Genomic DNA, 19067 nt, shown 5'->3' on the forward strand with positions numbered 1-19067 from the left:
TGTCGTGGTGATCGTCATGGAACCGGATCGATGCCGAACCCGCCCCAGGGATGGCACCGTGCGATCCGTTTCACCGCCAGCCACCCGCCCCTGAGCGCGCCATAGCGGCGAAGCGCCACGATTGCATAGGTGGAACAGGTGGGGGTGTAGCGGCAGCTCGGCGGCAGGATGGCCGACGGGCCGACCTGCCAGAAGCGGACCAGCGCGATGAGAAGACGGGCGATCATTGAGCTGCCCCAATTTCTTCGTTATCCCGGACTTGTCCCGGGGTCCATCGGGCCGCAGCCGCGGCGCCGAATTTCGGGTCGCAGCCCTTGCCGAGAAAGGGATGCCGGAACAGGTCCGGCATGAGGAAAGAACGACACCTCACCGCGCCACCTTCGCCAACGCCTTGCGTAGCTCGGCGCGGAGCAGCGCGAAATCGCGCTCCACGCCGCCGTTGCGGCCGATCAGCACATGGTCCGCGCCGCGTACCCCCGATTCGGGGAGCAGCTCGCGGGCAAGGGCGCGCAACCGGCGCTTCATCCGATTGCGAACGACCGCATTGCCGATCTTCTTGGTGACGGTATAACCGATCCGCATCATCGGATCGCCATCGTCGCGCGCACGCATCAGCAGGACGAATCCCGGCATCGGCGCCCTTTTCCCCGCATTCGCTGCGAGAAAATCACGGCGGACGCGCAGGCCAACAACTTCGCCCTTACGGGCGGCGGTCGTCAGGCCGACAGCTTCTTGCGGCCGCGATTGCGGCGAGCGCGAATCACGTTGCGGCCGCCCGGAGTCGCCATCCGCGACCGGAAACCGTGCCGGCGCGCGCGCACCAGATTGCTCGGCTGAAAGGTCCGCTTCATCGTTCATTCCCTGGTCGTCTGAATAGAAAAGGGCCGCCACGCGGACGGCCTCGTAGCGGGTGCCCTTAGGCAAAGGTGCCGCCCAAGTCAACGCGATTGCTCTGCTCGCTCCCGCGCCCGGCGTCTCGCCGCGCTGGCCCGGCGCAGGCCGATATCGGCATAGTGGCCAAGGCGCGGCCAGCGCCGTTTGGTATGGACGAAGCGCCGCTTCGCCCAGTGCGAGTTCTGCAATACCAGCGCCAGCCCGCCGGCAAACACGAACACGCCGCCTGGCCCGGGAATCGCGCCGACGAACGGAGTAGCGACGATCAGCAGCGCGCCGGTCCAGAACAGGGCGAAGCGCAGGGCAGGGTGGCGGCTGTTACGCATGGCACCCGATGTGGGCGCAGTGTGTTGCTTTGACAAGACAGATGGGTCGAATCTCCCGGCCAGCCCCGGTTCCGCTCCGTCGCATCGCGCGTCCCGCGGCTCGTGCCGCGATGCCGTCTTCCCCGCCGGAACCCGATTGGTACGGCGCGGCGTGTAATCGTTGCGAAGCCGATTCGGTCCGCCGGGCTCCTACAATGCCGCGTCGCCCACGAACGGCAAGGTGACGAGTTGGTACAACAGGCGTTGCAGTTCGAGCGTGCACCGCTCGACGCTGATGCGCAGCGCGTGCCGTTCCTTCGGGCTCGTTGCTGCGAGCAATGCCGCCAGATCGATGTCGAGCGCGGCGCTCACCGCGTCGATATTTCGTGTCAATCCAACCACGTCGATCATGTTCGTCCCTTGCATCGCATTTGGCTCGATACGCGCGGGAAGCCGATCCGGATGCAACCGGGCGTTTGCAGCGGCAAAAAAACCGCTAAGGTCCGCGGGTTGTCCGGGGGAGTGGCGGATGGTCGCGAGCGTATCGACAGTGGCGTATCTCGGCCTCGAGGCACGGGCGGTCGAAGTCCAGGTCCAGCTCATCCCCGGGCTTCCCGCCTTCCATGTCGTCGGGCTCGGCGACAAGGCAGTGGGGGAAAGCCGCGAACGCGTGCGCGGCGCGATCGCGGCGATGGGGCTGTCGCTGCCGCCCAAGCGGATCGTCGTGAACCTCTCGCCGGCCGATCTGCCCAAGGAAGGCTCGCATTTCGATCTGCCGATCGCGCTTGCCCTGCTCGGCGCGATGGGCGTGATCGATGCCGAGACATTGGCCGATTATGTCGTGGTCGGCGAGCTCGGCCTCGACGCCCGGATCGCGCCCTCGCCCGGCGTGCTGCTCGCGGCGCTCCACGCGTCGGAGATCGGCAAGGGGCTGGTCTGCCCCGCGCCGCAGGGGTCGGAAGCGGCATGGGCCGGCTCGATCCAGGTGATCGCAGCGCCGGACATTCTGTCGCTGATCAATCATTTCAAGGGCCATGGCCTGCTCTCGCCGCCGCAGCCGGGCGAGGCGGACGACGTGGCCGGCGGCCCGGATCTCGCTCAGGTAAAGGGCCAGGAGACGGCCAAGCGTGCGCTCGAAATCGCAGCGGCCGGCGGGCACAACCTGCTGATGATCGGCCCGCCCGGCGCGGGCAAGTCGCTGATGGCGTCGTGCCTCCCGGGAATCCTCCCGCCGCTTGACCCGGCCGAGGCGCTCGAAGTGTCGATGGTGGCAAGCGTCGCCGGCACGCTCAACGGCGGGCGGCTGACCCGCACCCGGCCCTATCGCGCGCCGCATCATTCGGCCTCGATGGCGGCTTTGGTGGGCGGCGGGCTTAAGGTGAAGCCGGGCGAAGTCAGCCTCGCTCATCTCGGCGTGCTGTTCCTCGACGAGCTGCCCGAATTCCAGCGCGCGGTGCTCGATTCGCTGCGCCAGCCGCTCGAGACCGGCACGGTGAGCGTGGCGCGCGCCAACGCCCATGTCACCTTCCCGGCGAGAGTCCAGCTTGTCGCTGCGATGAACCCCTGCCGCTGCGGCCATCTCGGCGACGCGGCGCTCGCCTGCTCGCGCGCGCCAAGATGCGCGGCCGATTACCAGACCAAGGTTTCCGGGCCGTTGCTCGACCGCATCGACCTGCACGTCGAAGTCCAGGCGGTGAGCGCTGCCGATCTGGTCCTCCCGCCACCCGCGGAAGGATCGGCCGAGGTCGCGGCCCGCGTGGCGGCAGCCCGGGCGCTGCAGGCGGCCCGCTATGCCGATCATCCGATCCGGACCAACGCCGAGATTGATGGCGTACTGCTCGAAACGGTCGCGACGCCTGACGAACCGGGCCGCAAGCTCCTCGCCCAGGCCTCGGAAGCGATGCGGCTGTCGGCGCGTGGCTATACCCGCATCCTGCGCGTCGCGCGGACGATCGCCGATCTTGCCGGGAGCGAGGGGGTGGGGCGGATCCATGTCGCCGAGGCGCTGAGCTATCGGCGGCAGGCACCGCGGAGTTAGCAGGGCGATTACGGGGAGGGCCCGTTATCGAGGCAGGCTGATAAAGGCGCGCGCGATAGTCGGGCGTGCGATTGTCGGGCGGGGCATTGCGCCAATGCCGAGACGCTGGACTCTATGGGGCGGCGCGCTGTTGATGTCCTGCGTCGCCATCGGGAATCCGGCTGTGCGACGTTGATCGAGGGTGAGGCCGGATTTCCGCCGTTGTGGCAGGTTGTTTGCTGAAATCGAATGGTGTGAAACACCAGCCATCGAACAGCATGGCGACCTGCGTTGCGTCCTAGCGGTTCTGTTCAGACATAGGCACCCAATCGACTCAATTGGTTAAGTCGTCGTGAAGCATGTAACGCATTGCCTGATATCTCCAATTTGGCGGCATCTCTGATCAGCGGTGTGGTCTGCCGAGCATCGTGCGGGGGATAGGATCCAGTTTATCGGAGGCGATGGGTATCGTTTCTCCCATCTTCCGATGAAGGCGTCTTTGCGGGCCGCAAGATTTTCCTCCCTTGCGACGCGCGGTCTCCCCGCCGAGAGGCCGGCCATGACCCGGTCCCAATCCGCCACGAACGGCGGCATCCTGCTCGGCATCGGCGCCTATGTCTTCTGGGGCCTGTTGCCGCTTTATCTCAAGCTGCTGAAGTCAGTGCCCGCCGCACAGGTGCTCGCGCACCGTATCCTCTGGTCGCTGCTGCTGCTCGCCGTCATTGTCGTCCTCATGCAGCGCGTCGGCGCGATCCGCGCCGCCGCGCGGGGACGCACGGTGCTGCTGCTGACGGCGAGTGCCTTTCTCATCGCGGTCAACTGGCTGGCGTATATCTGGGCGGTCCAGAACGGCCATGTGCTCGAGGCGAGCCTCGGCTATTTCATCAATCCGCTGATCAATGTCGCGCTCGGCGTCGCTGTGCTCGGCGAGAAAGTGCGGCGCGTGCAATGGTCTGCGGTGGCGCTGGCGGCGCTCGGCGTTGCGATCATGGCTGCGTCGGGCGGCGGCGCGATCTGGATATCGCTTGTCCTCGCGCTCAGCTTCGGCACCTACGGCCTGCTCCGCAAGATCGCGGCGATCGACGCGCTTGGCGGCCTGTTCGTCGAAACACTCCTTCTCGCGCCTTTCGCCGCCGGCGCCCTGATCCTGGCGAGCGCGCAGGGCGACGCCGCCTTCGGCCATGATCGCGGGCTTGATACGCTGCTGGTGCTCGCCGGAGCGGTCACCGCAATTCCGCTGTTGATGTTCGCCGCCGCTGCGCGCCGAATGCCCTATGCGACGCTCGGCCTGCTGCAATATATCGCGCCGACCCTCCAGTTCGCTGAAGCGGTGCTGCTGTTCAGCGAGCCCCTTCACCCGGCCGATATGGTGGCGTTCAGCCTGATTTGGATCGGGCTCGTCATCTACGCGGCCGATGGCCTGCGCGCCGCGCGCGCCGTCGCAGTGCGGCCTGCCGTGACCGCCTGACCTCGATTCGACGCCCTTGGCCGAACGTGATGGTGGCGGGCTCTGATCCGTCCGCGCCATGGCGGGGCGGGAGCAGCGAAGCCGATGCTTAATCAGGCGCGCGCTTCGCTGATTTGATGTATCGGGAACCGCATGAGGCGCCCAATCAAACTCTGGCTTTATATCGCGCTCGGCGTGAGCCGCATCCTGTGGACTGCATTCCTGCTGCTGTTCGATCGCGGCGGCGCCAGGACGTTGCCGGCGGCCGGGCCAGTCAAGCCGACCGATCCTGCATCGCCCTGATCTTGTCGCGTGCGGGCGGTCGTTTTTGCGTGTTGCGCCCGTAACTTCAGCTAGGGATTGCAGTTCTTGCCCATTCGGGTCAGGTTCTCGTTGCGCACGACGCGCAACAGGGGAGACTTGCGATGGAATGGATGTTCCTGCCGCTGAAGCGGTATGCACAGTTCAGCGGCCGCTCACGCCGCAAGGAATATTGGATGTGGGTGCTGTTCACTGTTCTTGCCGGGATCGTGTTGGGTTTCATCGACAGGATATTGGGGCTCGGCGGTCGCTCGGTGGTGTTGCCGCAGCCCGGCTCGAGCGGCGTCTTCTATAGCGCGTTCATCAATCGCGGCTTGCTTGCCAATCTGTTCACGCTCGCGACCATCATTCCAAGTCTTGCGGTATCTGTCCGACGGCTGCACGACACCAATCGCACGGGCTGGTGGCTCCTTCTGCCGGTGTTGCCCTATTTGATCGGTTTCGTTCTGCTCTTCACCGGAATGGCGACTGCGAACCAGTCGCTGACGATTATCGGCGGAGTTGGTGTTTTCGCCGGGGTCATCTGCGCGATCGTCCTGCTCGTCTGGTATTGCACCGCCGGCACGCCCGGCCCGAACGATTATGGCGACGATCCGCTGAGCGACACGCCCGAGGAACTGGCCCGGACCTTCGAATAGGCTCGGAGCGCTCGTCCGACTATATCATGCCCGCTGCCGTCCGGTATTTGCCGGGCGGAAGCGGGCAGTGGTTCGCTGGGAAAGGGCGCTGGTATCGGCTGAATTCCGCTTGTGATTAATTTAGCACTAAATTAATGAAGTAGGACTTATCCGAGCTTTCGCTCGGTCCGGACCTGTCAAAAAAGGAGCGCCGGGCTCGGGGGAGAGGGCTTACCGAAAGGCGTTTCCGCAGTGTCAAATGATGGTATCGCGCTAGGCTCCATTCTGGCGCACCATGCCCGTCGATCCCCATCCCGAACCGCGCTGGTCTTGGGTAATGTCGCTGTCGGTTATGACGAGCTTGACGCACGGTCGAACCGACGCGCGAGGATGATGGCAGCGCAGGGCGTAGGTCATGGCGATTTCGTGACGGTCGCGCTTCCCAATGGCCTGGAGTTCTACGAGACCAGCTTCGCGATCTGGAAGCTGGGTGCCATTCCGAATATCGTTTCCGCCAAGCTCGCGCGTCCGGAAATGGACGCGATCCTGGATATTGTCCGCCCCAGATTGTTCGTCGGCCCGTCGCCCCGCTTCGACGTCCCCACGCTTCTCGCAGTTCCGGCAGCCCTGGACCAATATTCGGCCGAGCCGTTGCCGGAAGCGGTTTCGCCGCACTGGAAGGCGATGACGAGCGGCGGCTCGACCGGGCGGCCCAAGGTCATCGTGGACGCAATGCCGGCACGGTGGAATCCGGAGCAGGGCTTTTTGTGCCAGCACCCCGGCGACGTGATCCTCAACCCCGGGCCGCTCTATCACAACGCGCCGTTCCACTGCATCCATATGGGTTTGTTCGTTGGCGCTACGATCGTCGAGATGGGCAGGTTCGACGCGCTGCGCGCGCTCGAACTGATCGATGCCCACAGAGTGAACTGGGTGACCATGGTGCCGACGATGATGCATCGTATCTGGCGGCTGGGTCCGGAAGTCTTGTCACGCTTCACGCTGCCGAGCCTGCGCATGATGCTGCACATGGCTGCCCCTTGTCCCGCATGGTTGAAAGAGGCGTGGATCGGCTGGCTCGGCAGCGAGCGGGTCTGGGAATATTACGGCACGACCGAGGCGACCGGATCGACGATGATCTCCGGTACTGACTGGCTCGCCCATCGCGGCTCGGTAGGCCGGGTCCGCGACGGATATGCGGTCAGGGTCTTGAACGGGGATGGGCAGCAATGCCCGGTCGGCGAAGTGGGCGAGATCTATTTTCGCCCGCAGGGCGGTGCGGGATCAACCTACCATTATCTGGGGAGCACACCCAAGCGGGTCGGCGAATGGGAAACGCCGGGCGATCTCGGGTGCCTCGACGCGGAAGGCTATCTCTATCTTTCAGACCGTCGCAACGATCTGATCATCTCCGGTGGCGCGAACATCTATCCGGCCGAGGTCGAGGCGGCGATCGACGAGCATCCCGATGTGCGGACCAGCGCCGTGATCGGGTTGCCTGATGAGGAGTGGGGTGCGCGCGTCCACGCCATCGTCCAGCCGATCGAAGGCGCCGTTCTTGGGCAGGCCGAGTTCGCTGCGTTTCTCGCCGAGCGGCTCACTGGGTACAAGCTGCCCAAGAGTATCGAGTTCACCGGCGAGTCATTGCGCGACGAGGCCGGGAAAGTGCGCCGCGTCGCGCTTCGCGACGCGCGGCTTGGCGGGTAACGGAACGATACGGGCTAGTCCGCCGCCGCCTGCCTCCGGTTATAGACAGCCTCCAGGCCGCCGGTCATGAAGGTGACGAACCGGTCCCGGACTGCCTCGAAATCGTCGGACTTGCATAGATTGTCGGACAGGCGATCGATGCGCCCCGTGCGCGACAGGATCAGCGAATAGGCGCCGGAGGTGAACTGGAAGCTCCAGAACAGATCCTCGGGCTGGGCATCAGGCAAGGCCTTCTGCAGAAGGTCGATCAGCCGCAGCACCAGGGGATCGAAATAGGTGTCCATCTTCTCCGCGCCATAGCCGGGCGCGTTGTTCACCTGCGAGAAGATCCGGCCGAAGTTGCGCCAGCCTTCGTCGCCGTTGATGTAGACGTCGAACGCCCCGTCATAATAGGCGCGCAGCGCGCCCTCGACGGTCGGATGGTCTCCCACTTCAGCTTCATAGGCATCGAGGCCGGCGGTCCGCGTCGTGACCGCATATTCCACCCGGCGCTCGAAGACGGCGTCGAACAGTGCTTTCTTGCCGTCGAAATAATAATGGATCAGCGCTGCATGGATTCCCATCCGGTCAGCGACATCCTTGATGGTCACCCCGAAATAACCGAGCTGCGCGAACAGCTCTTCGCTCGTGTCGAGGATCAGCTTCAGGCTCGCAGCCCGCTGTTCGGCGCGTGTGCGGCGACCCTCGGGTTTCTGCGCTGCTGCCATAAGCTTCGGCCTTCCTGATCGGGCGCGTCGGGGGGAGATGCCTCCACCCGATCATTCATGATGACGATGGGGCGGTGGCCTCATCCGGTCAAGCCGCGCTATGGTGCGTCGATATTTGATTTAGCACTAAATCAATGAACTTGACATGGGAAGGCGTGTCGGCCTAACGCTTGGCCAATGGGACGACGGCCATCGGCCGGCGAAATCACCAGGCGGAGAGGCCGAGAGATGCGCACCAAGCTGATAGTGACAGCCTCGGTTGTTCTCGCCCTGGCGGCCGGCGCGCCCGTCGCGGGATGTGAGGCGTTGCCGTCCCAGGCTGCCTCCGCCACCGCTGACGTCTCGCTGCCGGCGCTGCAATCGCTGCTCGATTCCTATGTCAGCTCCGGCAAGGTGCCGGGGATTGTCGTCGCCATCGGTCGGGGGGACGCGCCCCCGGCATTCGTCTCTGCCGGCACTATTTCCGATGATCCGGGCGCGCCCAAAGCAGGCCCCGACAGCCTGTGGCGCATCTATTCGATGACCAAGCCGATCACCGCGACCGCGGCGATGATCCTGGTCGACCAAGGCAAGCTCAGGCTCGACCAGCCGATCAGCGACTTCATCCCCGCCTTCAGGACGATGCGTGTCCTGGACTCACCGGCGACGTCGCTTGCAAGCCACCCAGCGACTCACCCGATCACTGTCCGCAATCTTCTCACCCACACCAGCGGTCTTGGCTATCAGATCCTGGGCACCGGCCCGTTGCCGAAAGAATATCAGCGGCTTGGCCTGCTGGGCGGGCGTGTGGACCCCGAGGCGAGCAAGGCGCAACCGAAAACGCTGGCTGAATTTGCCGACCGGCTCGCCGGCGTGCCCCTGCTGGCCGAGCCGGGGACCCAGTGGCACTATTCGGTCAGCATGGACGTGCTGGGGCGAGTCATCGAAGTCGCGTCGGGCATGCCATTCGATCGCTTCGTGAATACCCGGGTGCTTCGCCCGCTCCGCATGACCTCGACCTATTGGACGGCGCCGCAAGCCGAAGCCGCGCGACTGGCGACCAGCTACGCCTGGGTGGGCGGAAAGCGGGTGCCGGTCGACCCGGGTATGAGCTCGCTGTGGTTGTCTCCGCCGCTGGTGCCCTATGGTGGCTCGGGTCTCGTCTCCTCGGCACGGGATTATGACCGATTTCTCCAGATGCTCGCCGGGTCAGGCAGCGTCGGCGGCGCGCGCATCCTGAAGCGCGAAACCGCGCAGCTCGCCATGTCGAACCTCCTGCCGGAGGGCGTCCGCATCGTGGAGAACGTCACGCCGGCCAGGACTGTTGCCGAAGGCTTCGGCGCTGGCGGTTCGGTTTATCTCGCTGACGTTCCTCAAGGCGTTCGCGCCGGAACATATGGCTGGTTCGGCGCGGCAGGAACCATCGCCTTCATCGATCCAAGACAAGATCTGCGAGTAACAGTCATGGTCAATTACTTTCCGATGAAAGAATGGCCTCTGTACGACGACGTCGTGAGTGGGCTTTATTCTAAGCATAACTAACAAAAATACCGGAAATAATTCCTAGTAAAGATCGAAATTTGCCAAATTCAAGGGGAGGATTTTATGCTAATGACTTGGAAAACCAAGAAGCGAATGGCGCTGTCGGGTACATCGCTCATCGCCGCCATGCTTTTTACATCTGGACCGGGATGGGCCCAGGCGGCGAACGCGGCGCCGCAGGACGCCAGCGGAAATCCCGCGGCAGATACCTCCCTTGCGCAATCCGCCAGCGATACCGCGCCGACCGCAGCGTCGGATGAGACGCATGACATCATCGTAACCGGCACCAGCATCCGGGGCGTGCCGCCGGTCGGCTCGAACCTCATCAGCGTCTCCCGCGACGACATCAAGACCATCGGCGCGGCGACCACGCCGGACCTGCTCGCCACCGTGCCGCAGCTGAACAGTTTCAACAGCGCGCCCAGGGCCAATAATGGCGGCGCGGGGTCGTTCGCGCCGGGCCTGCGCAGTCTGCCGCCAGCCGCGACCCTGGTGCTCATGAACGGTCACCGCCTGGTCGCCGGGGGGGCGAACGAAACAAACCCTGATTACCCGCTCATCCCGGACCTGGCGATCGAACGGGTCGAGATCGTCGCGGACGGTGCATCGTCAATCTATGGTTCGGACGCAGTCGCCGGGGTCGTGAACTTCGTCACCCGGAAGAGCGCTTCCGGCGTGGAGGCCAATGTCCGCTACGGGATGGCGGACAATTATCACTCGTTCAGTGCAAGCGGCCTGATTGGCCATGATTGGGGAAGCGGGTCTGTCCTGCTTGCGTATCAGTACGCGGAAAACAGCAATATCAGGGGCGGTGATCGCGATTACCGCGTTCAGGACTTCAGGCCCTATGGTGGCGTCGACACGCGCGCCACGGCCTGCCCGTCACCCAATGTGGTGGTCGGGGCGACCGTCTATGCGGCGCCCGCCCTTGCGCCGAATACGATCAATCACTGCGACAACGGTGCCGTCGCCGACCTCTTCCCGAGTTCCCGCGTGCATAGCGCGTTCCTCACCGCCCATCAGGGCCTTGGCGCTCACGTCACGGTCTGGGGCGACCTGCTCTATTCGGATCGCAAGGACATCGTGCGGAGCGCGCCACCGGTCCAGGGGGTGACGATCTTCAGCAGCAATCCGTTTTTCCGGGCACCGCCCGGCAGCGGGGCCACCGTCGAGACCGTCTATTTTCGTCCCGACAATCTCTTCGGCGCTGATCACCTCAACAACACTTACCACACCAAGGTCGGCAATTCGTCCGCCGGCGTCGATGTGCGGTTGCCGCGCGACCTGAAACTGAGCGTCTACGGGACGTACGACTGGGCGACGAACGACGCCTTCCTGCCCTCGATCAGCCCGGTGGCGCTCGCGGTGGCGGGGTTCGGCACCACCGCAGCCACGGCGCTCGATCCGTTCGGTTCGGGCACATCGCCGGCGGTTACCGCCGCCATCACCAATAATCCGACCGCAGTGACGATCCAGCAACGCACCAAGCTGGCCGCGGTCAAGCTCGATGGGCCGCTGGCCGACCTGCCGGGCGGACAGCTGAAGATCGCGGTGGGCGCCGAGTATCGGCGTGAAACCTTTCAGCAGCGGGGGTTCGTCGGAACGACTCCCGTGCCCGAAAACCTCGGTCGGAACATTTATTCGCTCTACGGTGAAATCTTCGTGCCGATCTTCGGCGCAGGCAATGAAGTGCCTTTGCTGCATCGCCTCTCGCTGTCGCTTTCAGGCCGATACGATCATTACAGCGATTTCGGATCGACGACCAATCCGAAGGTCGGCCTCACCTGGGATCCAGTGGAGGGTGTCACCTTCCGCGGCACCTATGGCCGCTCGTTCCGGGCACCGGGCCTGCGCGACGTCGGCGCGACGGTCGGCGCCTATTATTACGATGCTGCCACCGCGGCTGTCCTCGCCCGCGATCCGACGCGCGGCGCGGCGCAGGTCAACACGGTCTACCTGCTCGGCGGCAATCGCAACCTCCAGCCCGAAAAGGCCCGCACCTATTCGCTGGGCGTCGATCTGCAACCGCGCTTCCTGCCCAACCTTCGGGCGAGCATGACCTTCTACGACATCAATTTCACCAATGTGATCGGCACCCCGCCGACCAGCCTCATCTTCACCGACCCGACCTTCGCGTCGGTGGTGTATCGCAACCCCACCGCAGCGCAGCTCGCCAGCCTGCTGGCGATCGCCGTACCGGTCAACCTGCCGACCCCGCTGCCCGCGATCGGAAACCTGCTCGACGAGCGTCGCGGCAATTTCGGCGTGCGCAAGACCAACGGCCTGGATTTCGACGTCAATTATCGCCATCCGACTGGCTTCGGCAGCCTGTTTGCCGACGTCGCCGGCAATTATATCCTCAAGTTCGACACGCAGCTTTCGCCTTCGGCACCGGTGTCGAACGGGTTGCGGCTCGGCGTGCCGCGCACCACCCTGCGAGGAACATTGGGGCTGACCGCCGGCCCGATCAGCGCGGCGGCCTTCGTCAACTATCGGGACGGCATCACGAACGCGTTCAACACGCCGACCGGGACGAGCGTGTACAGCGCCCATTCCTACACGACGGTCGATCTTCGGGTCGCGGTAACGTTGCCAAACACCGGTCTTGCGTCGGGGACTCAGCTGTCACTGCAGATCAACGACCTGTTGGATCAAACGCCGCCTTTCTTTCCCGCAACGGACGGGATTGGCGGCAACTATAATCCGATCGGGCGTTTCGTGGCCCTCAACCTGCGGAAAACCTTCTGAACGTGCGGCAGCGGTCAGGCGGGCTCACTGCTACGGCCCGCACCCCCGCAGGAGGTGGCGACCGTCGTCGCCATCTCCTGCGGCACGACCGGCGGGATACCGCCACACCCGACCTCACCGCCCGATTCCCTCCTCGCGCGGCCGGAGCGCTCTGTTGTTATGATAAGTGACGCCTTCAACCGCGCAGGTCGCTTCGACCCGGCGACGCTCGCCACGATCGGACCGGCGCTCCAGGCGTTTGTCGATCGCGGTGAGCTCGCGGGTGTCGTGACCCTGACCTCGCATCGGGGCGAGATCGTTCAGGCCGAGACGATCGGCTGGCGCGATATCGAGACGAAGACGCCGATGCGGCCCGATACGCTTTTCCGCATCGCCTCGATGACCAAGCCGATCACCTCGGTGACGGCCCTGATGCTGGTCGAGGAAGGCAGGATCGCCCTGGACGACCCGATCTCGCGCTGGGTTCCGGAACTGGCCGCGCCGCGCGTGCTGCGCGATGCCACGGGGCCGCTCGACGACACGGTGCCTGCCAGGCGCGCAATCACGATCGAGGATCTGCTCACCCATCGCTCGGGCATCGCCTACGGCTTCTCCTCGGAGGGGCCGCTCAAGCAAGCCTATGAGGAAACGCTCGGCGACCCGGCGATGAACCGGTTGACCCCTGACCTTTGGCTGGCTGCGCTAGGCACGCTTCCGCTGGCCTATCAGCCAGGCGCGCTGTTTCATTACGGTCATTCGACTGACGTGCTCGGCTTCCTGATCAGCCGGGTCGAGGGCAAACCGCTGCGCCAGATCCTGCAGGAACGCCTGTTCGCGCCACTCGGCATGGTGGATACCGACTTCTGGCTCCCGCGCGAGAAGCGAGGGCGTCTCGCGAGCCTGTACGGATATCACGAGGCGCCAGGCCAGCTCGTGAAGATCGAGCCGGAGATGTACGACGAGCCGGCGGCCTATTCGCCGGGCGGTGGCGGGCTGATCTCGTCAGCGCCCGATTATCACCGTTTTGCCCGAATGCTCCTTGGGGAAGGCGCGCTGGAGGGAATTCGCGTGCTGCGACCCGAGACGGTTCGACTCATGCGGGCCAACCGGCTGACTGAGGCGCAGCGCGAGGTTCCCTTCGGGGGCATGGCGCTCTGGCAAAAAAACGGCTTCGGGCTTGGGCTCTCGATCGCCGAGGATCCGGTCGGCAACCCCTATGCCTGTGGCGCGCCCGGCTCGATGACATGGCCGGGCATCTTCGGTACCTGGTGGCAGGCTGACCCCGTCAATGACCTGATCATGATCTATCTGATCCAGCATCAGGTGCCGGTTTCCGCAAATTCGGGGGCGACGATCGCCACCGGACGCGGCGCAGCCGGGCGCCGCGCCTTGCCCCTGTACCAGCAGGCCACCTATGCCGCGCTGCGGGGAACGCTCGCACTCGCAGAGCAAGGCAGCCACCGATGACCATCGCGCCATTCACATCGACCGAAGGGCTTGACCTCATTGCGGTCGAAGGCGGCGCCATGACTGCGCATGAGCGCCCCAGCGTCCGCGAATGGATCGTCCTGCTGACCCTCCTCACCGTCTATGTGCTGAATTTCCTGGACCGCTCCCTGCTCTCGATTCTCGCGAAGCCGATCCAGGACGACCTGCATATCTCGGATTCGCAGCTCGGGCTGATCGGCGGGCTCTATTTCGCGCTGTTCTACTGCTTCATCGCCATCCCGGTCGGTTGGCTCGCCGACCGGAGCAACCGAGTCCATATTCTCTCGCTCGCCTGTGCCGTCTGGAGTGCGGCAACCATGTGCTGCGGATTCGCCGCCAGCTACCCGCAGCTGGTCGCGGCGCGCATGCTGGTCGGTTTCGGCGAAGCCGGCGGCGTGCCGCCATCCTATGCGATCATCACCGACACCTTCGCGCCGCGGCGGCGCGGGATGGCGTTCGGCATCTATAACCTCGGCCCGGGGATCGGCGCGGGGCTGGGGATCGCCTTTGGGGCGACGATCGCGGCATCGTTCGACTGGCGCTATGCCTTTATCGGTATCGGCGCGATCGGGCTGGTCGCTGCACTGCTCGTCTTCTTCATCATCCGCGACCCCGTCCGAGGCGGCAAGGATGGCCCCCGCGCGGTCGCGCGCCCGCAAGGCAAGGCCGGCTTCTTCGCAACGGCCGCGATGTTCTTTTCCCGTCCTGTCCTGCTGCTCGCGGCGCTCGGAAGCGGCGCCACCCAGTTCATCACCTATGGCCTCGGCAATTTCGCGACGTTGTTCCTGATGCGCGAAAAGGGCATGACGCTGCGCGAAGTCGCCGTCTGGTATGCGATCGTCGTGGTCATCGGCATGGGAACGGGGATGATCGTGTCCGGGCGGGTGATCGACCGTTTCGTCGGCCGCTCCAGACAGGCCTATGCCCTTGTCCCGGCAGCATCGCTGACGCTGGCGATCCCTTTCTATCTCGGCTTTCTATGGGCGCCGGGCTGGCCGCTCGCGCTCGCGCTGCTGCTGCCGCCGATGGCCCTCAATTTCTTCTACCTCTCGCCTTCGATCGCGCTCGTCCAGGAGGAGGTGCGCCCCGATCAGCGTGTCATGGCGGGCGCGCTCTATCTGCTCGTGATGAATTTCATCGGCCTCGGGCTTGGCCCGACCTATGTGGGTGCCGCGAGCGATTATTTGCGGGCGAGCCACCCCGCGAATTCGCTGCAGATCGCTCTTTGCACCCTCACGCCGTTCTACATCATCGCCATCCTGTTGTTCCTCTGGCTCGCCCGCCTGCTGAAACGGGAAGCAAAGGCATGAGAATGGCCCTCGCGACGCTTTCGTCCGCCTGGGGAAATGCATCGGCACTATCCCGCGAGGCGCGATACGCCGTGGCTCGCGCGATATAGCGCCGAAACCTATGACGAGGCTTGGCGCACCACCGCCGCCGGCCGCCTGCGGGGCGCGGCGTCCGACTGGCGCCGGATCAATCGATAGTCGGCCATGATATGCCGCTTCTCGAGGTCATTCGATCGGCCCATCCGCTCGAGCCTTATCGCGTCGAGGAGCAATTCGACTGCCTTGCCCACCATTTTCACGACCGGCTGATGGATCGTCGTGAGCGCCGGCCAAATTCTCGCGGCGAGCGAGGAATCGTCGAACCCGCAAACCGTCAAGTCGCTCGGGACTTCCAAGCCACGGCGATGAGCCACCGCCACGATCGCAGTGGCCATCTCGTCATCGAGAGCGAAAACAGCCGATGGCGGGGACGGAAGGCCCAGCAGCTGTTCCGCAGCGTCGAGCCCGGACCTGTAGGTGGACAGTCCCTGGACGATAAGCTCAGGTGACGGGGGAATTCCCAGGTCGTTCAGCGCATCGCAATAGCCTGCGGGGCGGTTGGTGCTGCCGACATATTCGCTCCTTCCCGTCACCAGACCGATCCGCCGATGGCCAAGGGCGGCAAGATGGCGTGTCATTTCATAGACCGCCTTGTAGCCGTCGACTCGCACCGACATCTCCCACCCCGACAGGGCGCCCGGCGCGACCGCGACCACCGGAACCCCGAGGCTGCAGACTGAATCCCTGACCGATGGGAGATCGCACAGCGAGGGAGACACGATGATGCCATCGAGGCGGGGCGGAAAAGGTTCGGCGCACGCAATATCCTGTCGCCAGTCGCAGTGATATTCCTTCACGATGAACTTGATCTTGCCGCCCCGCGACCACGCAAAAGCGCCGACCAGAAACTCGTCGAGATAGGTCGAACCGATTCCGGCATGGAGCAGGACGATATCGACATCATCGTCCGCAGCAGATTCTGCCTCCCCTCGGCGCGGAGCATATCGCAATGTTTGCATGGCTGCTTCGACGCGCTCGCGCGTTTGCCGCCGTACCGCAGTTCCGCCGGCGATGACACGCGACACCGTCGCCGTTGATACGCCGGCTCCCGCGGCGACGTCATCGAGTCTCACAGCCTTGAAGCGGCGCCCGACAGGCCGCGGTTCGTTCATGGCCGGGTTTCCCCGGAGTGCCTGCGACGCAGATTGCCGCAATTTCCGTCAGCGATCGAACTGCCGTCGCAAATCTCGGAATGAGCTTCGCTCACTCGCATGGCGCGCCGCCGATTATCGAGAACCACGATACGCCTCCGCCGGCTTGGCATTGCAGAAGCCTGATTATATAATGTCAGAGTAATGCATATGAAAGTGATTTTTCACCTATGCCATTCGGGCGTGTCGGTGAATCAGGCAAGGTTTTGGCTGGCCTTGCCTGGCCTGGAAGGCTTCCGATTGCACAAGTCTGGGATCCGCCACTGCGTCGACGCCCTTACCGCGTGAACTGACTACCCGATCCGGTGCGCGCGCGTGCCCATCCCGGCTGTTCAGCGCCCGGACGCCGGGTTTCATTGCCGAAACAGTAGCTAGGCAAGAGAACTTGTCAGAGTATAGTTAGAACATAATAGAGGGAGAGGTTCATGGGTGACGATCCAACGGCCAGTCTGGTTTTGAACCGGCGCCGAGCGATGATCGCGTCCGCCGGCGCTGGTCTGGGGCTGGCGCTGCCTTTCGGCGCTCTGGCATCCGACAGCGTGAAGACTGCTGCTCATACCGGGCCGGGTGGCTGTTCGACCCCACGCTCCGCGATTGCCAGGACCCAGTATGGCAAGGTGCGCGGCTATGTCGCCGGCGACGTCTTCACCTTCAAGGGCATTCCCTATGGTCAGGATACCGGCGGCGAAAACCGCTGGTTGCCGGCGAAGCCGCCCAAGCCCTGGACCGATGACTATCCCGCCCTGGTCTATGGCGCCAATTGCCCGCAGAGCCTGCACAACTTCCGGGCAATCGAGCAGACCTTCCTGCAGGACTGGGACGATGGTTTCCTGGGCGAGGATATGCTCAAGCTCAACATATGGACGCCCTCGCTGAGCGGCAGCCGCGCCGTGATGGTCTATCTTCACGGCGGCGGCTACAGCTTCGGCTCTTCCTATGAACTGCCTTCGCACGAAGGCGCGCAGATGGCGCGCAATCACGATGTCGTGCAGGTTTCGGTCAACCATCGCCTCAATGCGCTCGGCTTCCTCGATCTCGCCGAAGTTGGCGGCGCTGCTTATGAGGATTCAGTCAATGTCGGCATGACCGACCTCGTCGCGGCCCTGCGATGGGTACGCGACAACATCGCCAATTTCGGCGGCGATCCCGACAAGGTGATGATCTACGGCCAGTCGGGTGGCGGATCGAAGGTGACGACTCTGCTCGGCATGCCGTCGGCCGCGGGGCTGATCCACCGCGCCGCGGTCCAATCCGGCGGCGGCGGCAACATTCCCGCCGCCGAGCAGTCGCGCGAACTGGCGCGCCAGACGCTGAAGGAACTGGGCATCGGCGCGACCGACATCGGCGCGCTCCAGAAGATCGAATGGGCGAGGCTGATGGCGGCCGGAACGGCTGCAGCGAGCCGGATCAATGGGCCGGTGCGCGGGCTGCCGGGGCCCGGCGCTGCACCTTCCCCGGTGCCGCGGGTGGGCTGGGGCCCGGCCATGGACGGCCGGCTCATCAATCTGCGTGCCTATCATGACACCGCTCCCGCCATCTCGAGCCATGTGCCGGTGGTGATCGGCAATGTGAGCGAGGAAGGGATGCGCTACAGCCAGAATCCGACCGAGGACGAATGGCGCCACCAGCTGGCCGAGTCGATGGGCGCGGCCAAGGCCGACCTGCTGATCGAGGCGATGAAAAAGGCCCATCCCGAAAAGACCATCCGCACGCTGTCCTACGGCGTCCAGGGTCTGAGCGCGCGGAACAATGTGCAGCGCATGGTCAAGCTCAAGGCGGATCAGCGTGGCGCGCCGGTCTATCAATATCTGTTTCAGTGGCAGTCGCCGCAGCTCGACGGGATTGCCGGCGCCTGGCACACGGCTGAGCTGGCTTTCTGTTTCGACAACACCAAACGCTGCGAGCAGGGAACCGGCGATACGGCCGAAGCGCGTGCGCTGGCGCACAAGATGGCCCGGGCCTGGGCCAATTTCGCGCGAACCGGCAATCCGAGCCAGCCTGGTCTGACCTGGGCACCAAGCGATTCCGATCGGTGCCAGACGATGATATTCGACAATCAATGCCGGATGCAGGACGATCCTGAAGGTGAGGTTCGCAAGATCCTGCTAGGGTGAGTCGGCCGTCCGAGCCCGGACGTGGCTCGGACGCCTGGGCCGTGGTTTACGAATCAGCCCACGCGGTAGAAGCGAATCCGCACGGCGGGCTTTCCGTCCAGGGTCGTTACCTCCAACGTGCCGACAAAGGCGGACTGCGCCAGCCACTCATATTTGCCGAGCGGCGCTTCAAAGACCGGGGCTGTGCGAATGGGCAGCATCTCGCCGCCCTTTGGGCCGCATATCGCTCCCCTGTTCACGACGTTGATCACCACGCCGTCATCGGTCTTGAGCATGTAGTCGGCCTTGACGTCGAGGCAGCCATCGGCACGCCGCAACTGCCAATCCCAGCCGCCGGGCAGGATCGTCCCCGTGATTCCGGGGCCCTGAAAGGTACCGCCGGTTATCGGGATGATGTTGCGCTCTCCGTACGGCGTCCGTCCGGCCGGGATCGGCGCCGCCAATGTCACCAGCTCCTCGAGCGCGAATTCGAGCCTTGGCACATCCGGTGTGCCTGGCGATTTCAGTTCAGCGGCAGGGATGCCCGCGGTCGCGGCGCCAAGCGCTATCGTCAATATCCACATCTTCTGCCTCGCCCTCTGTCGCGATCCCGGCCGGGCCGCTTCTCGCCATTCGGTCGCAGATCATGGGTCAGGCCTTGACCGTAACGCAGGGACCGCGCCC

18 protein-coding genes are annotated in these 19067 nt (G+C 64.5%); 10 read left to right on the forward strand and 8 right to left on the reverse strand.

The genetic code is table 11. From position 1 onward, the window contains the following. Positions 1-14: 14 nt before the first annotated feature. The 5 genes from yidD to ABD050_RS22720 all read right to left on the reverse strand — a co-directional run bounded on the left by yidD (position 15) and on the right by ABD050_RS22720 (position 1610). On the reverse strand, positions 15-227 hold the full coding sequence (yidD, locus tag ABD050_RS22700) for a membrane protein insertion efficiency factor YidD (protein WP_343891800.1): 213 nt from the start codon (positions 225-227) through the stop codon (positions 15-17). A 139-nt stretch (positions 228-366) separates the two neighbouring features. Next, positions 367-720 carry a ribonuclease P protein component gene (rnpA, locus tag ABD050_RS22705; RefSeq protein WP_343891943.1) on the reverse strand — a complete coding sequence of 118 codons (354 nt, stop codon included), beginning with the start codon at positions 718-720 and terminating at the stop codon, positions 367-369. Next, positions 717-851 (reverse strand): 50S ribosomal protein L34, encoded by a 135-nt coding sequence (gene rpmH, locus ABD050_RS22710; RefSeq protein WP_010162954.1) that lies wholly within the window; start codon positions 849-851, stop codon positions 717-719. Before rpmH ends, rnpA begins: the two co-directional genes overlap by 4 nt. Positions 852-938: 87 nt before the next feature. Then, positions 939-1220 carry a hypothetical protein gene (locus ABD050_RS22715; protein ID WP_343891801.1) on the reverse strand — a complete coding sequence of 94 codons (282 nt, stop codon included), beginning with the start codon at positions 1218-1220 and terminating at the stop codon, positions 939-941. Positions 1221-1409: 189 nt separating this feature from the next. After that, positions 1410-1610, reverse strand: coding sequence for a hypothetical protein (locus tag ABD050_RS22720; RefSeq protein WP_343891802.1), 201 nt, complete (start codon positions 1608-1610; stop codon positions 1410-1412). Positions 1611-1728: 118 nt separating this feature from the next. Here ABD050_RS22720 and ABD050_RS22725 point away from each other — a divergent pair, with 118 nt between their 5' ends. The 5 genes from ABD050_RS22725 (at position 1729) to ABD050_RS22745 (ending at position 7308) form a co-directional block, all read left to right on the forward strand. Beyond that, positions 1729-3237: a YifB family Mg chelatase-like AAA ATPase gene (locus ABD050_RS22725; protein WP_343891803.1), complete on the forward strand. Its 1509-nt coding sequence runs from the start codon at positions 1729-1731 to the stop codon at positions 3235-3237. Positions 3238-3775: 538 nt separating this feature from the next. Next, on the forward strand, positions 3776-4684 hold the full coding sequence (gene rarD / locus ABD050_RS22730) for an EamA family transporter RarD (protein WP_343891804.1): 909 nt from the start codon (positions 3776-3778) through the stop codon (positions 4682-4684). A 132-nt stretch (positions 4685-4816) separates the two neighbouring features. Beyond that, positions 4817-4966, forward strand: coding sequence for a hypothetical protein (locus tag ABD050_RS22735; RefSeq protein ID WP_343891805.1), 150 nt, complete (start codon positions 4817-4819; stop codon positions 4964-4966). A gap of 122 nt (positions 4967-5088) precedes the next feature. Then, positions 5089-5622 carry a DUF805 domain-containing protein gene (locus tag ABD050_RS22740; RefSeq protein ID WP_343891806.1) on the forward strand — a complete coding sequence of 178 codons (534 nt, stop codon included), beginning with the start codon at positions 5089-5091 and terminating at the stop codon, positions 5620-5622. Between the two features lie 231 nt (positions 5623-5853). After that, on the forward strand, positions 5854-7308 hold the full coding sequence (locus tag ABD050_RS22745; protein ID WP_343891807.1) for an AMP-binding protein: 1455 nt from the start codon (positions 5854-5856) through the stop codon (positions 7306-7308). 14 nt (positions 7309-7322) lie between these two features. On the opposite strand, the gene ABD050_RS22750 is transcribed toward ABD050_RS22745, so the two are convergent. Beyond that, a complete protein-coding gene (locus ABD050_RS22750) occupies positions 7323-8015 on the reverse strand; it encodes a TetR/AcrR family transcriptional regulator (protein ID WP_343891808.1) in 693 nt (230 codons plus the stop codon). Between the two features lie 228 nt (positions 8016-8243). Here ABD050_RS22750 and ABD050_RS22755 point away from each other — a divergent pair, with 228 nt between their 5' ends. From ABD050_RS22755 to ABD050_RS22770, 4 genes are all read left to right on the forward strand, one after another. Beyond that, the gene (locus ABD050_RS22755) at positions 8244-9536 is read left to right on the forward strand and encodes a serine hydrolase domain-containing protein (RefSeq protein ID WP_343891809.1); all 1293 of its coding nucleotides are present in this window, start codon (positions 8244-8246) and stop codon (positions 9534-9536) included. A 69-nt stretch (positions 9537-9605) separates the two neighbouring features. Beyond that, positions 9606-12284 carry a TonB-dependent receptor plug domain-containing protein gene (locus ABD050_RS22760; protein WP_343891810.1) on the forward strand — a complete coding sequence of 893 codons (2679 nt, stop codon included), beginning with the start codon at positions 9606-9608 and terminating at the stop codon, positions 12282-12284. A gap of 159 nt (positions 12285-12443) precedes the next feature. Then, positions 12444-13730: a serine hydrolase domain-containing protein gene (locus ABD050_RS22765; protein ID WP_343891811.1), complete on the forward strand. Its 1287-nt coding sequence runs from the start codon at positions 12444-12446 to the stop codon at positions 13728-13730. After that, positions 13727-15061, forward strand: a complete 1335-nt coding sequence (locus ABD050_RS22770; protein ID WP_343891812.1) for a spinster family MFS transporter — start codon at positions 13727-13729, stop codon at positions 15059-15061. Before ABD050_RS22765 ends, ABD050_RS22770 begins: the two co-directional genes overlap by 4 nt. Before the next feature lie 98 nt (positions 15062-15159). Here ABD050_RS22770 and ABD050_RS22775 read toward each other — a convergent pair whose 3' ends face one another. Next, positions 15160-16251: a LacI family DNA-binding transcriptional regulator gene (locus ABD050_RS22775; RefSeq protein ID WP_343891813.1), complete on the reverse strand. Its 1092-nt coding sequence runs from the start codon at positions 16249-16251 to the stop codon at positions 15160-15162. Positions 16252-16715: 464 nt separating this feature from the next. Here ABD050_RS22775 and ABD050_RS22780 point away from each other — a divergent pair, with 464 nt between their 5' ends. Continuing rightward, positions 16716-18404, forward strand: coding sequence for a carboxylesterase/lipase family protein (locus ABD050_RS22780; RefSeq protein WP_343891814.1), 1689 nt, complete (start codon positions 16716-16718; stop codon positions 18402-18404). Positions 18405-18457: 53 nt separating this feature from the next. Here ABD050_RS22780 and ABD050_RS22785 read toward each other — a convergent pair whose 3' ends face one another. Next, positions 18458-18967, reverse strand: a complete 510-nt coding sequence (locus tag ABD050_RS22785; protein WP_345840387.1) for a DUF3237 domain-containing protein — start codon at positions 18965-18967, stop codon at positions 18458-18460. Between the last annotated feature and the right edge of the window lie 100 nt (positions 18968-19067).

The sequence above is a fragment of the Sphingomonas oligophenolica genome, assembly GCF_039522915.1.
GTDB lineage: Bacteria > Pseudomonadota > Alphaproteobacteria > Sphingomonadales > Sphingomonadaceae > Sphingomonas > Sphingomonas oligophenolica.